The following is a 14,019-nucleotide window of genomic DNA, read 5'->3' on the forward strand; positions in this document are numbered from 1 at the left end:
GGCGATCGCGCCGCCCGGCTACCTCCGCGGCACCCGCTCGCCGCTGGCCGCGTCCACGATCCGCCGGTCGCCCGGCGGCTGGTCGAGCGTCACGGTCGCGGTGATCTCCTTGGCGATCAGGATGCAGACCCGGCCCGGCTCGATCGGCGTCTCGACCACCCTCAGCCTCACCTGCGCACCGGTCTCCTCGGCCTCGACGGTGTACTTGCTGCACACCCCGCCCCAGAACCGCGCCGTCAGGATCTTGCCGTCCACGCTGTACGAGTCGATCTGTCGCGGAGCCTTCCCGGTCCCCGGCGTCGTGGGGGCGTCCGGCGTCGCCGGCGGCGGAGCGGGCGCCAGGTGCTCGGGCGCCACGGCCGGGTAGGTGATCGTGAACGGCCGCGCACCGCCCTTCGGCGCCACCTCGAACAGCCACGACGGTACGAGCGCGGGGCGCCCCGCCGTGTAGTGCGCCGCCAGCCCGAAGACCGCCCCGGAGACGGTCACCGTCTCCTTCGCGGCCGGACCGGTGGCCGGACCCCCGCCCGGACCGCCCGGCTCGCACGGCGCGGCCGGCTTCGCCCCGGGTCCCTCCAGCGGCGCGGGCGTGGCGCACCCGCCGATGTTCCCGCCGGTGCCGACCCGGCCGTCACCCGACCCGGCGTTCAGCAGCTTCAGCGCCTCAGCCGCGCCGATCACCGGGTACGCGTGGCTCTCCACGGGCGCCTTCAGCCGGCCGCTGCCGCCGGTCAGCGACCCGTCGGACCCCACCTGGACACCGGTCGACCAGCCGTACGTCGGCAGTCCGCCCACGACCGGGTCGGCGTTCACCACCCGTACCGCGCCCATCACCTGCGTGGCGTCCAGCTTCGCGTCCTGCTGGCCCAGCGCCTTCAGGACCGGGGCGGCCGCCTTCTTCGCGGCGGCCTCGTCCACCGGCCGCCCGCCCAGGCCGTCCGGGGAGACCGCACCCGTCGAGGGGCACTCCTTGCCCTTCAGGCAGTTGTCCCCGGCCGGCGCCGTGCCGAACGTCCACACGCCCGGCGCCTGCCGCTCCACCTGCAACGTCGCACCCGAGCCGTCCTTGTCCGGCCCCACCTTCCACGCCGAGCCGGCCGCCCTGGGCGTGCCGTTGACCCCCAGGGCCCCGGCCAGCCGGGCCACCTCGTCGACCCCGACGGTGCCCGCCGGCCGGTACACGTGCGCCGAGCCGGGGCCCTCCGGCAGCGGACCGGCGGCCCGGTAGACCACCCCGCCCGGGTCCGGCTCACCGGGCGCGATGCCCGGCCCGCCCGTACCCGTGCCGCCCGGCGCCGAACCGCCCTCGGTGTGGCCGTCCAGCGCCAGTGGCGGCGGCTGCGTACCGCCGGCGGCGGGGGCGCCGTCGTGGGCACCGCCGCCGTCCGACGCGGCCGTGGCGAAGTACGCGCCGCCGCCCCCGGCGAGCAGCACCGCCGCCGCCACCGAGGCGACGGCCAGTGGCGAACGCTTCCGGCGAGGGTTCTCCGGTGCCGGCTCCCTGGCCGGGTCCCGCTCCGTACTGCTCACCGCGATGCTCCTTCGTGTGCCGTGGCCCTTTTACGGGAGACACCCGTGGGACGGAGCCGAGCAGCGGGCGGTTCCCTCAGCGGCCGTACTCCGGCGTGGCGTCGATCAGCCGGGCGGAGGCGGGCGGGACGACCACTCCGTGGATCAGGGACGGCGACACGGGCGCGGGCGCGCCCTCCGCCGGGACCACCCAGTGCGGAACCATGCGCGCGCTGTCCCCGCGCAGTTCGGCCAGGCTCGGTTCGGACTCGTGCTGCTCACGCGTGACGCTGAACTTCGGCATAAACGCACCGTACGCACGAGAGTGCCGACCGAAAAAGACCTACTATCGGGTAGTTTCCGCACGGGGGACGCTCCGCCGACCCGGTAGCGTGAACCGTCAACTCCACCTTCCCGCAGGAGCACCCAGCCGTGCGTATCGCAGTCACCGGCTCCATCGCCACCGACCACCTCATGACCTTCCCCGGCCGTTTCGCCGACCAGCTGGTCGCCGATCAGCTGCACACGGTCTCCCTCTCCTTCCTGGTCGACAACCTCGACGTCCGCAGGGGAGGGGTGGCGGCCAACATCTGCTTCGGCATGGGGCAGCTCGGCACGCACCCCATCCTGGTCGGGGCGGCGGGCTCGGACTTCGACGAGTACCGCGCCTGGCTCGACCGGCACGGCGTCGACACCGGCTCCGTGCGGATCTCCGAGGTCCTGCACACCGCGCGCTTCGTCTGCACCACGGACGCCGACCACAACCAGATCGGCTCCTTCTACACCGGTGCGATGAGCGAGGCCCGCCTGATCGAGCTCAAGGCCGTGGCCGACCGGGTCGGCGGCCTCGACCTGGTGTCCATCGGCGCGGACGACCCCGAGGCGATGCTGCGCCACACGGAGGAGTGCCGCAGCCGGGGCATCCCGTTCGCCGCCGACTTCTCGCAGCAGATCGCCCGCATGGACGGCGACGAGATCCGCACGCTCCTCGTCGGCGCGACGTACCTGTTCTCCAACGAGTACGAGAAGGGGCTCATCGAGTCCAAGACCGGCTGGACCGACGAGGAGATCCTCGCCAGGGTCGGCCACCGCGTGACCACCCTCGGCTCGCGGGGCGTCCGGATCGAGAAGGCCGGCGAGCCGGTCATCGAGGTCGGCTGCCCGGAGGAGCAGGCCAAGGTCGACCCGACCGGCGTCGGCGACGCGTTCCGGGCCGGCTTCCTGTCCGGCCTGTCCTGGGGCGTCGGCCTGGAGCGCGCCGCCCAGGTCGGCTGCATGCTGGCCACGCTGGTCATCGAGACGCTCGGCACCCAGGAGTACACCCTGCGCCGCGTCCACTTCATGGATCGCTTCACCAAGGCGTACGGCCACGAGGCCGCCGCCGAGGTCCAGAAGCACCTGCCGTAACCGCCCCGTCCGCCCCGGGCGCGTCCGCCGACCGGCCCGGGGCGCGTCCGCTCCCCGGGCCGTGGCGCCCGGGCACGGGCTACGACGTCCGGCGGACCGTGTACGCGGTACCCCGCTCCGCCGGGCGCTCGCCCACGTACTCCTGGCCCCGCATCCCGCACCACGCCGGGATGTCCAGCCGGGCCGCCTCGTCGTCGGAGAGGACCGTCACCGTGCCGCCGACCGGGACGTCCCCGAACACCTTGGCCAGCTCGATCACCGGGATCGGGCACCGCCTGCCGAGCGCGTCCACCACCAGGGCCCCGGCATCCCCGGTCACCGGCCCGGTCCCCGGCGCGCCGAACCGCTCCCGGATGCCCGCCACCGTGCCCGGCAGCACCTCCAGGAACCGCTCCACGTCGGCCTCCGCCGCACCGAACGGCAGCGAGACCCGCACGTTGCCCTCCGACAGCACGCCCATCGCGCGCAGCACATGGCTGGGCGTCAGCGTGGAACTCGTGCACGACGAACCGGACGACACGGAGAAACCGGCCCGGTCAAGCTCGGTCAGCAGCGCCTCCCCGTCGACATAGAGACACGAGAAGGTCACCAGGTGGGGCAGGCGCCGCACCGGGTCGCCGGCCACCTCCACGTCCGGCACCAGCTCGGGCACCCGCGTGCGAATCCGCTCCACCAGCCCCCGCAGCCGCGCGGCCTCCGCGGCCGCCTCCGCGCGCACCGCCCGCAGCGAGGCCGCCGCCGCCACGATGCCCGGGACGTTCTCGAAACCGGCCGAGCGCCCCGACTCCCGCTCGTCCGCCGGACCTTGCGGCGCGAACCGCGTGCCCTTGCGCACCACGAGCAGCCCGACACCCGGGGGGCCGCCCCATTTGTGGGCACTCGCCGCGAGCAGCGACCACGCGCCCTCCACCGGGCCCCACGCCAGCGACTGCGCGGCGTCCACCAGCAGCGGCACCCCCGCCTCCCGGCACGCCTCCGCCACCTCGGCCACCGGCTGCTCGGTGCCCACCTCGTGGTTGGCCGACTGGAGGCAGGCGAGCGCCGTGTCGTCCCGCAGCGCGGCGGCGTACCCGTCCGGCGCCACCCGCCCGCCCCGGTCCACCGCGACCTCGGTCACCGTCCCGCCGGCCGCCTCGTGCGCGGCGGCCGAATGGAGCACCGACGAGTGCTCCACCGCCGACACGACGAGGTGCCGTCCGGCCCGCCGGCGCCCGGCGAGCGCCCCGGCAACCCCGGAGTGCACCGCCCGCGTCCCCGAAGGAGTGAACACGAGCTCGTCGGGGCGGCAGCCCACCGCCTCCGCCGCGGCCTCCCGGGCCGCGTCCAGCAGCAGCCGGGCGCGCCGTCCCTCGCGGTACAGGCGGGCGGGATCGGCCCACCCCTCGTCCAGCGCGGCCTGCAGGGCCTGGCGGGCGACCGGGTGGAGGGGAGCGGCGGAAGCGGAATCGAAGTAGGGCACACGGCCACGCTAACTCCGGGGGGCCCGGACACGGGGTGCCGGAAGGCACGGCACCCCCGCCGACCCGCCGGAACCGGGTCCGGAACACCCCTTAGGGGTGCCCTGCGGCGCGTTGGGCACCCTCCCCGCGCGACCCCAAATAGCGTCCAGTAGGGTTTGGTCCGCATAAACATCCAAACCCCTGCCCGCGTCAGGGCCGGCGACCGACCAGCGTGACGGCCGCAGCCGACCGCGCGGGCGAGACTCTCGGGAAGGCGCTACGTGAGTCCCAACGGCTCCGACCGCTCGTCGCGGCGCCCGATGCGGCGGAAGCTGCCGCAGGTGCTGACTGCGGGCCTGATCCTGGCTACCGCCACCGGTTGCTCGTACAACTGGGAGGATTTCCCCCGCCTTGGTATGCCCACCCCGGTGACGGAGGAGGCCCCGCGGATCCTCTCCCTCTGGCAGGGCTCGTGGGCGGCTGCGCTCGCCACGGGCGTGCTGGTCTGGGGCCTGATCCTGTGGAGCGTCATCTTCCACCGGCGTAGCCGCACCAAGGTCGAGGTTCCTCCGCAGACCCGGTACAACATGCCCATCGAGGCGCTGTACACGGTGACCCCGCTCATCATCGTCTCGGTGCTCTTCTACTTCACCGCGCGCGATGAGTCGAAGCTCCTGGCCCTCTCGGACAAGCCGACCCACACCATCGGTGTGGTCGGCTACCAGTGGAGCTGGGGCTTCAACTACATCGAGAACGTCGACGGCAAGGCCGACACGGGCACCTCGCCCGCCAAGGAACTGGCCGTCATCCCCGACAAGTACCAGAAGCAGTTCCCCCAGGGGGCCGAGGGCGTCTACGACTACGGCATCCCGGGCACGCGGAACCCGCAGAACGGCAACCCGGGCCCGACCCTGTGGCTGCCGAAGGGCGAGAAGGTCCGGTTCATCCTGACCTCGCGTGACGTCATCCACTCGTTCTGGGTCGTCCCCTTCCTGTTCAAGCAGGACGTCTTCCCCGGTCACAACGTGAACGTCTTCGAGGTGACCGCCACGAAGGAAGGCACCTTCAAGGGCAAGTGCGCCGAGCTCTGCGGCGTCGACCACTCCCGGATGCTCTTCAACGTGAAGGTCGTCTCCCCGGAGCGCTACCAGCAGCACCTGAAGGAGCTGGCCGAGAAGGGGCAGACGGGTTACATCCCGGCGGGCATGGCAATCACCGACTCGGCCAGGAACTCGGAGAGCAACCAACTGTGAGCATCCTCAACGAACCTCAGGGTGCCGCCACGGCAGCCGACGGCTCGCGTGAGCCGTACGAGAACGAGCTGCCCGTCCGGCGCAGGCACCCCGGCGGCGTGGTCGTGAAGTGGCTGACCACCACCGACCACAAGACCATCGGCACGCTTTACCTGGTCACGTCGTTCGCCTTCTTCTGCATCGGCGGCCTGCTGGCGCTCTTCATGCGCGCCGAGCTGGCCCGCCCGGGTACGCAGATCATGTCGAACGAGCAGTTCAACCAGGCGTTCACGATGCACGGCACGATCATGCTGCTGATGTTCGCGACGCCGCTGTTCGCCGGATTCGCCAACTGGATCATGCCGCTGCAGATCGGCGCGCCCGACGTGGCGTTCCCGCGGCTGAACATGTTCGCGTACTGGCTGTACCTCTTCGGCTCGCTCATCGCGGTGGCGGGCTTCCTCACCCCGCAGGGCGCGGCCGACTTCGGCTGGTTCGCCTACGCCCCGCTGTCGGACGCGGTCCGTACGCCGGGTGTCGGCGCCGACATGTGGATCATGGGTCTGGCCTTCTCCGGCTTCGGCACGATCCTCGGCTCGGTCAACTTCATCACCACGATCATCTGCATGCGCGCACCCGGCATGACGATGTTCCGCATGCCGATCTTCACCTGGAACGTGCTGCTGACCGGTGTGCTGGTCCTGCTCGCCTTCCCGGTCCTGGCGGCGGCGCTCTTCGCGCTGGAGGCCGACCGGAAGTTCGGCTCGCACATCTTCGACGCGGCCAACGGCGGCGCGCTGCTGTGGCAGCACCTCTTCTGGTTCTTCGGCCACCCAGAGGTGTACATCATCGCCCTGCCGTTCTTCGGCATCGTCTCGGAGATCATCCCGGTCTTCAGCCGCAAGCCGATGTTCGGTTACATCGGCCTGGTGGCGGCGACCATCGCGATCGCCGGTCTGTCGGTGACGGTGTGGGCGCACCACATGTACGTCACGGGCGGTGTGCTGCTGCCGTTCTTCTCCTTCATGACCTTCCTCATCGCGGTACCGACCGGTGTGAAGTTCTTCAACTGGATCGGCACCATGTGGAAGGGCTCGCTGTCCTTCGAGACACCGATGCTCTGGACGATCGGCTTCCTGGTCACCTTCACCTTCGGTGGTCTGACCGGCGTCATCCTGGCCTCGCCCCCGATGGACTTCCACGTCTCCGACTCGTACTTCGTCGTCGCGCACTTCCACTACGTCGTCTTCGGCACCGTGGTCTTCGCGATGTTCGCCGGATTCCACTTCTGGTGGCCGAAGTTCACCGGCAAGATGCTGGACGAGCGCCTCGGCAAGATGACGTTCTGGACGCTGTTCATCGGCTTCCACGGCACGTTCCTGGTGCAGCACTGGCTGGGTGCCGAGGGCATGCCGCGTCGTTACGCGGACTACCTCGCCGCGGACGGCTTCACCCTGCTGAACACGATCTCCACGATCGCCTCGTTCCTGCTGGGCCTGTCGATCCTGCCGTTCTTCTACAACGTGTGGAAGACCGCCAAGTACGGCAAGAAGATCGAGGTCGACGACCCGTGGGGCTACGGCCGCTCGCTGGAGTGGGCGACCTCCTGCCCGCCGCCGCGGCACAACTTCCTCACGCTGCCGCGCATCCGCTCGGAATCCCCGGCCTTCGACCTGCACCACCCGGAGATCGCCGCCGTCGGCCAGCTCGAGAACCACGGGCAGAAGGACACCGCGCTGTTCGGTGGCAAGGAGGTCGGCAAGTGAAGATCCAGGGCAAGATGTTCATCTGGCTGAGCATCTTCATCCTCGCCATGGCGATCCTCTATGGCTTGTGGTCGAAGGAGCCGGCCGGTACGACGGCGCTCTTCCTGGCCTTCGGCCTGTCGATCATGATCGGCTACTACCTGGCCTTCACGGCCCGGCGAGTGGACGCCATGGCACAGGACGACAAGGAGGCCGACGTCGCGGACGAGGCCGGTGAGGTCGGCTTCTTCTCGCCGCACAGCTGGCAGCCGCTCTCCCTGGCGATCGGTGGCGCGTTCGCCTTCCTCAGCGTCGCGCTCGGCTGGTGGCTGCTGTACTTCTCCCTGCCGCTCGTCCTGATCGGCATCTGGGGATGGGTCTTCGAGTACTACCGGGGCGAGAACCAGAACCAGTAGTCCTCGCACCAGTAGCCGCACCACCCGTCCGCACACCGCGGGCCGCGCTTCGAGAAGGGGCCCGGCGACCTCCCCGTGGAGGTCGCCGGGTCCCTCTTTTGGAGTCATCCGGCGTGCCGCTCCGGTCGTACCTTCCTACGGTGTGGTCATGAGCAACACGCCCCGCATGCGCATCGCCACGAGCTGCACCCTGCTGGTCGCCGTCACCGGCGCGAGCGCGACCGCGTGCGGTGGTCCGGACGGCCATCCCCTGTCCACCAAGCCGTACGACGCGGCCCGCCAGGTCGCCTTCAACGCCCCGTCCGGCACCGCCAAGGCCGCCCTCGACAAGCCGCTGGAGGTCACCGCCAGGGGCAAGGACGGCCGCATCACGGACGTCACCGCCGTCGACACGGCCGGCCACTACCTCGCGGGCGAACTGTCCGCCGACGGCAGCCGCTGGCGCTCCACGGCCCCGCTGGTGGCCGGCACCCGCTACACCGTCCGGGTCTCCACGGAGGACCGCAAAGGCGCCCCTGGCGCCCGTACGCTGACCTTCGAGACCGCACCGGCCAAGAAGGTCCTGAACGTGGCATTCGGCCCGGAGACGGGCAAGTACGGCGTCGGGCAGCCCATCACCGCCGAACTCAGCGCCCCGGTCACCACCAAGGAGGGCCGCGCCGCCGTCGAGCGCTCCCTCAGGGTGCGCTCCACGCCGGCGGTCACGGGCTCCTGGCACTGGGTCGACGACAAGAAGCTGCACTATCGCCCGAAGGAGTACTGGCCCGTCGGCGCGTCCGTCACCGTCACGGGCAACCTCACGGGCGTGAAGGTCGCGGGCGACCTCTACGGCGGCTCGGCGAAGTCCGTGAACCTGAGCATCGGCGACCGGGTCGAGGCCATCACGGACGCGGGCAGCCACCAGATGACCGTCAAGCGCAACGGAAAGGTGATCAACACCATTCCGGTGACGACCGGGAAGCCGGGCTTCTCCACCCGTAACGGGATCAAAGTGGTGCTCGGCAAGGAGTACTTCGTCCGGATGCGCAGCACCACCGTCGGCATCGCGGCGGGCAGCAGCGAGTCGTACGACCTGCCGGTGTACTACGCCACCCGGGTGACCTGGAGCGGCGAGTACGTCCACGCCGCCCCCTGGTCCGTCGGATCACAGGGGTACGCCAACGTCAGCCACGGCTGCACCGGCATGTCCACCAGCAACGCGGCCTGGTTCTACGAGAACGTCCGCCCCGGCGACCTGGTCCACGTCGTCAACAGCGAGGGCAAGGAGATGGACCACTTCGGCAACGGGTTCGGCGACTGGAACCTGCCCTGGGACAAATGGCAGGCGGGAAGCGCCGCCAAGGCCGACGCCCCCCGCACCGAACAGGTGAGGCTCCGGCCCGGTCTCTGACGCGGGCCGGGCCCCGGCATCACGCCTCCACGGCCAGCCTGCTGCGCAGCAGGGCGGCCAGGGAGTCCGCCAGCTCGACCGGGTCGACCGGAAGGGTCACCGCGGCGTCCGCACGGCTCCAGGTGGCCAGCCAGGCGTCCTGGGGGCGGCCGATCAGCAGCAGCACGGGCGGGCAGCGGAAGATCTCGTCCTTGATCTGGCGGCACACCCCCATGCCGCCCGCCGGCACCGCCTCGCCGTCCAGGACGCAGACGTCCACGCCGCCCGCGTCCAGCCGCTCCAGTACGGCCGGGAGCGTCGCGCACTCGATGTACTCGACCGGCGGAACGTCGGCCGCGGGCCTGCGCCCGGCCGCCAGCCGCACCTGCGCGCGGGTGTTGGCGTCGTCGCTGTAGACCAGGACGGTGGCGCTCGACTGCATTGTTCCTCCGAGTACGTCGGCGGCATGGGCAGGAAGGCAGGTACCGATGCGCCGGATGCTACTCCTCCCCACCGCCCCTCCACAGCGCTTCGGACACCCCTTCGATCCCCCTTCCGATGGGCCGTTCGGGCTGGACGGAGCGCATCAACACACCGAACGGCACCCCCCGGAGTGAGGGCGGGATAAGCGACCGACATAATGTCGGTCGTGGCGACAGCAACGACAGTAGAAACCGGGCACGCGCACCCGTCGGTCAATCGGCCGAACCTCACCAGCGTCGGAACCATCATCTGGCTGAGTTCCGAGCTGATGTTCTTCGCGGCCCTCTTCGCGATGTACTTCACCCTGCGATCGGTGACGGGTGCCGAGTTCTGGGCAGAGAAAGCCGACTCGCTGAACTTCCCGTTCTCGGCGACCAACACCACGATCCTGGTGCTCTCCTCGCTCACCTGCCAGCTCGGCGTCTTCGCCGCCGAGCGGGGTGACGTGAAGAAGCTCCGCACGTGGTTCGTGATCACGTTCGTGATGGGTGCGATCTTCATCGGAGGCCAGGTCCTCGAGTACACCGAGCTGGTGAAGCACGAGGGCCTGTCGCTCTCGTCGGATCCGTACGGCTCCGTGTTCTACCTGACGACCGGCTTCCACGGCCTGCACGTGACGGGCGGACTCATCGCCTTCCTGCTGGTCCTCGGCCGTACCTACGCGGCCAAGAGATTCACTCACGAGCAGGCAACCGCCGCCATCGTCGTGTCCTACTACTGGCACTTCGTCGATGTCGTCTGGATCGGCCTCTTCGCCACGATCTACATGATCAAGTAGTCGGGCCGTACCGCACCGGTACACCCGACACATCCAGCAAGCATCGACGCAGAAGATCCTGACACCGGGGTAATCCGTGAAAAAGCTCTCCGCACGACGACGCCATCCGCTGGCGGCGGTCGTCGTCCTACTCCTCGCGCTGGCGGCCACTGGGGGGCTGTACGCCGCGTTCGCGCCCGCGGGCAAGGCGCAGGCAGACGAAACCGCCCAGTCCCTCGCCATCGAGGAGGGCAAGAAGCTCTACACCGTCGGCTGCGCCAGCTGCCACGGAACCGGCGGTCAGGGAACCACTGACGGCCCGAGCCTGGTCGGCGTCGGCTCCGCCGCCGTGGACTTCCAGGTCGGCACCGGACGCATGCCGGCGCAGCAGCCCGGCGCCCAGGTGCCGGAGAAGAAGGTCATCTACTCGCAGGCCGAGATCGACCAGCTGGCCGCGTACATCGCGTCCCTGGGCGCCGGTCCGATCACGCCGACCGAGAAGCAGTACAGCCCGGACGGCGCGGACATCGCCCGTGGTGGCGACCTGTTCCGCACCAACTGCGCCCAGTGCCACAACTTCACCGGTGCGGGCGGTGCCCTGACGCACGGCAAGTACGCCCCGCCGCTGAACGACGTGAGCCCGAAGCACATCTACGAGGCCATGCAGACCGGCCCGCAGAACATGCCCTCCTTCCCCGACACGACGATGCCGGAGCAGGAGAAGAAGGACATCATCGCGTACATCCGGACCGTCAACGACGACCGGACCGCGACCCCCGGCGGCTTCGCGCTGGGCGGCGTCGGCCCCGTCAGCGAGGGTCTGTTCGGGTGGATCTTCGGTCTGGGTTCGCTGATCGCCGTCGCCGTCTGGGTCGCGGCCCACACCGCTAAGGCCAAGAAGTCATGAGTAGCCAAGAGATTTCCAAGGAGAGCCTGCCGAGCGAGCAGGACACCGCGCACGGTACGGCGGTAGCCGAGAACCCGTTCGCCGACCCGGGGCTGCCGCCCCACCGGCCGCGTATCCAGGACATCGACGAGCGGGCCGCCAAGCGGTCCGAGCGCACGGTCGCCCTGCTGTTCACGCTGTCGATGCTGGCCACGATCGGCTTCATCGCGTCGTTCGTGATCTTCCCGGTCGACAAGATCGTCTACGTCTGGCCGCTGGGCCACGTCAGCGCGACGAACCTGTCGCTCGGTCTGACGCTCGGCCTCGCCCTCTTCTGCATCGGCGCCGGCGCGGTCCACTGGGCCCGCACGCTGATGTCCGACGAGGAGGTCGCCGACGACCGGCACGCCATCGAGGCGACGCCCGACGTCAAGGCCAAGGTCATGGCGGACTTCGCGGACGGCGCGCGCGAGTCGGCCATCGGCCGCCGCCCGCTGATCCGCAACACCATGTTCGGCGCGCTGGCCATGGTGCCGCTCTCCGGCGTGGTCCTGCTGCGCGAGCTGGGCCCGCTGCCCGAGAAGAAGCTCTTCCACACCGGATGGGCCAAGGGCAAGCAGCTCATCAACATGAACACCAACGAGCCGCTGCGTCCCGAGGACGTCGCGGTGGGTTCGCTGACCTTCGCCAAGCCCCAGGGCCTGGAGGAGGACGACCACGACTTCAGCAACAAGATCGCCAAGGATGCCCTGATGATCGTCCGGATCCAGCCGGAGGACATCAAGGACAAGCGCGAGCTGGAGTGGTCGCACGAGGGCATCGTCGCCTTCTCCAAGATCTGCACCCACGTGGGCTGCCCGATCTCCCTGTACGAGCAGCAGACCCACCACGTCCTCTGCCCGTGCCACCAGTCCACCTTCGACCTCTCCGACGGCGCCCGCGTCATCTTCGGCCCCGCCGGTCATCCCCTTCCGCAGCTGCGGATCGGTGTGAACGACAAGGGCTTCCTCGAGGCGCTCGGCGACTTCGACGAGCCCGTCGGCCCTGCATTCTGGGAGCGCGGATGAGCACCACGACCGCAAGCGACGCCAACCGCAAGGCGCCCGCCGGCGAGCGGGTCGCCGACTGGGCCGACGGCCGGCTGGGCATCTACAGCCTGGCCAAGGCCAACATGCGGAAGATCTTCCCGGACCACTGGTCCTTCATGCTCGGTGAGATCTGCCTCTACAGCTTCCTGATCATCATCCTCACGGGTGTGTATCTGACGCTGTTCTTCCACCCGAGCATGAACGAGATCGAGTACCACGGCTCGTACGTCCCGATGCACGGCATCCGGATGACCGAGGCCTACGCCTCGACCCTGGACATCAGCTTCGACGTCCGCGGTGGCCTGCTCATCCGGCAGATCCACCACTGGGCCGCCGTGGTCTTCCTCGCCGGCATGTTCGTGCACATGATGCGCGTCTTCTTCACCGGCGCGTTCCGCAAGCCGCGTGAGATCAACTGGCTGTTCGGCTTCCTGCTGTTCGTCCTGGGCATGTTCACCGGCTTCACCGGTTACTCGCTCCCGGACGACCTGCTCTCCGGCACCGGTGTCCGCTTCACGCAGGGCGCGATCCTGTCCATGCCGATCGTCGGCACGTACATCTCGATGTTCCTGTTCGGCGGGGAGTTCCCGGGCCACGACATCATCGCCCGGTTCTACTCGATCCACATCCTGCTGCTGCCGGGCATCATGCTCGGCCTCGTGGTGGCGCACCTGATCCTGGTCTTCTACCACAAGCACACCCAGTTCCCCGGCCCCGGCCGGACGAACAAGAACGTGGTCGGCATGCCGCTGCTGCCGGTCTACATGGCCAAGGCCGGAGGCTTCTTCTTCCTGGTCTTCGGTGTCATCGCGGTCATCTCCGCCCTGTTCACGATCAACCCGATCTGGACCATGGGCCCGTACCGCCCGGACCAGGTGTCCACCGGCGCCCAGCCCGACTGGTACATGGGCTTCGCCGAGGGTCTCGTCCGAGTGATGCCGGGCTGGGAGATCAACCTCTGGGGCCACACGCTCGTCCTGGGCGTGCTCATCCCGCTGGTGGTCTTCGGCGTCATGCTGGCCGCGATCGCGCTGTACCCGTTCATCGAGTCGTGGATCACCGGCGACAAGCGGGAGCACCACCTGCTGGACCGGCCGCGCAACGCGCCGACCCGGACCGCGCTGGGCGTCGCCTGGGTCACCGCGTACATGATCATGCTGGTCGGTGGTGGCAACGACATCTTCGCCACCCACTTCCACCTGTCGATCAACTCGATCACCTGGTTCGTGCGGATCTTCTTCTTCCTCGGCCCGGTCATCGCGTTCATCGTCACCAAGCGGATCTGCCTCGGCCTGCAGCGGCGCGACAAGGACAAGGTGCTGCACGGACGCGAGTCCGGCATCATCAAGCGCCTGCCGCACGGTGAGTTCGTGGAGATCCACGAGCCGCTCAGCCAGGCTCAGCTGCACGCGCTCACCGCGCACGAGCAGTACACGCCGGCCGAGATCGGCCCGTCGGTCGACGAGAACGGTGTCGAGCGCAAGCCGAGCCGTACGGAGAAGCTCCGGGCGAAGCTCAGCAAGGGCTACTACGGCGAGGGGAACCAGATCCCCAAGGCGTCCGTCGAGGAGTACAAGGAGATCACCAGCGGCCACGGCCACCACTGATCACCTGACCTCCGGCCCCCGGGTCGCCACGGCATCGAGCCCCGTCCATTCGCTGGACGGGGCTCTTTGCCGTGCCCGGGG

13 protein-coding genes are annotated in these 14,019 nt (G+C 69.7%); 9 read left to right on the forward strand and 4 right to left on the reverse strand.

Annotated features, from left to right (window positions below; all coding sequences use genetic code 11):
- Positions 1-18: 18 nt before the first annotated feature.
- On the reverse strand, positions 19-1,530 hold the full coding sequence (locus IE109_RS01045; RefSeq protein WP_189548475.1) for a hypothetical protein: 1,512 nt from the start codon (positions 1,528-1,530) through the stop codon (positions 19-21).
- A gap of 76 nt (positions 1,531-1,606) precedes the next feature.
- Positions 1,607-1,813: a hypothetical protein gene (locus tag IE109_RS01050; RefSeq protein WP_189548476.1), complete on the reverse strand. Its 207-nt coding sequence runs from the start codon at positions 1,811-1,813 to the stop codon at positions 1,607-1,609.
- A 128-nt stretch (positions 1,814-1,941) separates the two neighbouring features.
- On the opposite strand from IE109_RS01050, the gene IE109_RS01055 reads away from it, so the two are divergent.
- Positions 1,942-2,916 (forward strand): carbohydrate kinase family protein, encoded by a 975-nt coding sequence (locus IE109_RS01055; protein WP_189548477.1) that lies wholly within the window; start codon positions 1,942-1,944, stop codon positions 2,914-2,916.
- Positions 2,917-2,995: 79 nt separating this feature from the next.
- Here IE109_RS01055 and IE109_RS01060 read toward each other — a convergent pair whose 3' ends face one another.
- Complete coding sequence (locus IE109_RS01060; protein WP_189548478.1) at positions 2,996-4,375, reverse strand: cysteine desulfurase/sulfurtransferase TusA family protein; 1,380 nt, start codon at positions 4,373-4,375, stop codon at positions 2,996-2,998.
- A gap of 261 nt (positions 4,376-4,636) precedes the next feature.
- On the opposite strand from IE109_RS01060, the gene ctaC reads away from it, so the two are divergent.
- From ctaC to IE109_RS01080, 4 genes are all read left to right on the forward strand, one after another.
- The gene (gene ctaC, locus IE109_RS01065) at positions 4,637-5,608 is read left to right on the forward strand and encodes an aa3-type cytochrome oxidase subunit II (RefSeq protein WP_189548479.1); all 972 of its coding nucleotides are present in this window, start codon (positions 4,637-4,639) and stop codon (positions 5,606-5,608) included.
- Positions 5,605-7,353 (forward strand): aa3-type cytochrome oxidase subunit I, encoded by a 1,749-nt coding sequence (ctaD, locus tag IE109_RS01070; RefSeq protein ID WP_189548480.1) that lies wholly within the window; start codon positions 5,605-5,607, stop codon positions 7,351-7,353. The genes ctaC and ctaD overlap by 4 nt, the downstream gene beginning before the upstream one ends.
- Complete coding sequence (locus tag IE109_RS01075) at positions 7,350-7,748, forward strand: cytochrome c oxidase subunit 4 (RefSeq protein ID WP_189548481.1); 399 nt, start codon at positions 7,350-7,352, stop codon at positions 7,746-7,748. The genes ctaD and IE109_RS01075 overlap by 4 nt, the downstream gene beginning before the upstream one ends.
- A gap of 148 nt (positions 7,749-7,896) precedes the next feature.
- Positions 7,897-9,138, forward strand: coding sequence for a L,D-transpeptidase (locus IE109_RS01080; RefSeq protein ID WP_189548482.1), 1,242 nt, complete (start codon positions 7,897-7,899; stop codon positions 9,136-9,138).
- Between the two features lie 19 nt (positions 9,139-9,157).
- Here IE109_RS01080 and IE109_RS01085 read toward each other — a convergent pair whose 3' ends face one another.
- Positions 9,158-9,559: a DNA-binding transcriptional response regulator gene (locus IE109_RS01085; RefSeq protein ID WP_189548483.1), complete on the reverse strand. Its 402-nt coding sequence runs from the start codon at positions 9,557-9,559 to the stop codon at positions 9,158-9,160.
- 198 nt (positions 9,560-9,757) lie between these two features.
- Here IE109_RS01085 and ctaE point away from each other — a divergent pair, with 198 nt between their 5' ends.
- The 4 genes from ctaE (at position 9,758) to qcrB (ending at position 13,938) form a co-directional block, all read left to right on the forward strand.
- Positions 9,758-10,378, forward strand: coding sequence for an aa3-type cytochrome oxidase subunit III (gene ctaE, locus IE109_RS01090; protein WP_189548484.1), 621 nt, complete (start codon positions 9,758-9,760; stop codon positions 10,376-10,378).
- Positions 10,379-10,454: 76 nt separating this feature from the next.
- Entirely contained in the window at positions 10,455-11,264 is an 810-nt protein-coding gene (gene qcrC, locus IE109_RS01095) for a cytochrome bc1 complex diheme cytochrome c subunit (protein WP_189548485.1), read from the forward strand.
- On the forward strand, positions 11,261-12,310 hold the full coding sequence (qcrA, locus tag IE109_RS01100; RefSeq protein ID WP_189548486.1) for a cytochrome bc1 complex Rieske iron-sulfur subunit: 1,050 nt from the start codon (positions 11,261-11,263) through the stop codon (positions 12,308-12,310). Before qcrC ends, qcrA begins: the two co-directional genes overlap by 4 nt.
- Positions 12,307-13,938: a cytochrome bc1 complex cytochrome b subunit gene (gene qcrB, locus IE109_RS01105; RefSeq protein ID WP_189548487.1), complete on the forward strand. Its 1,632-nt coding sequence runs from the start codon at positions 12,307-12,309 to the stop codon at positions 13,936-13,938. The genes qcrA and qcrB overlap by 4 nt, the downstream gene beginning before the upstream one ends.
- Positions 13,939-14,019: the final 81 nt, after the last annotated feature.

Source organism: Streptomyces lavendofoliae, assembly GCF_014649735.1.
GTDB lineage: Bacteria > Actinomycetota > Actinomycetes > Streptomycetales > Streptomycetaceae > Streptomyces > Streptomyces lavendofoliae.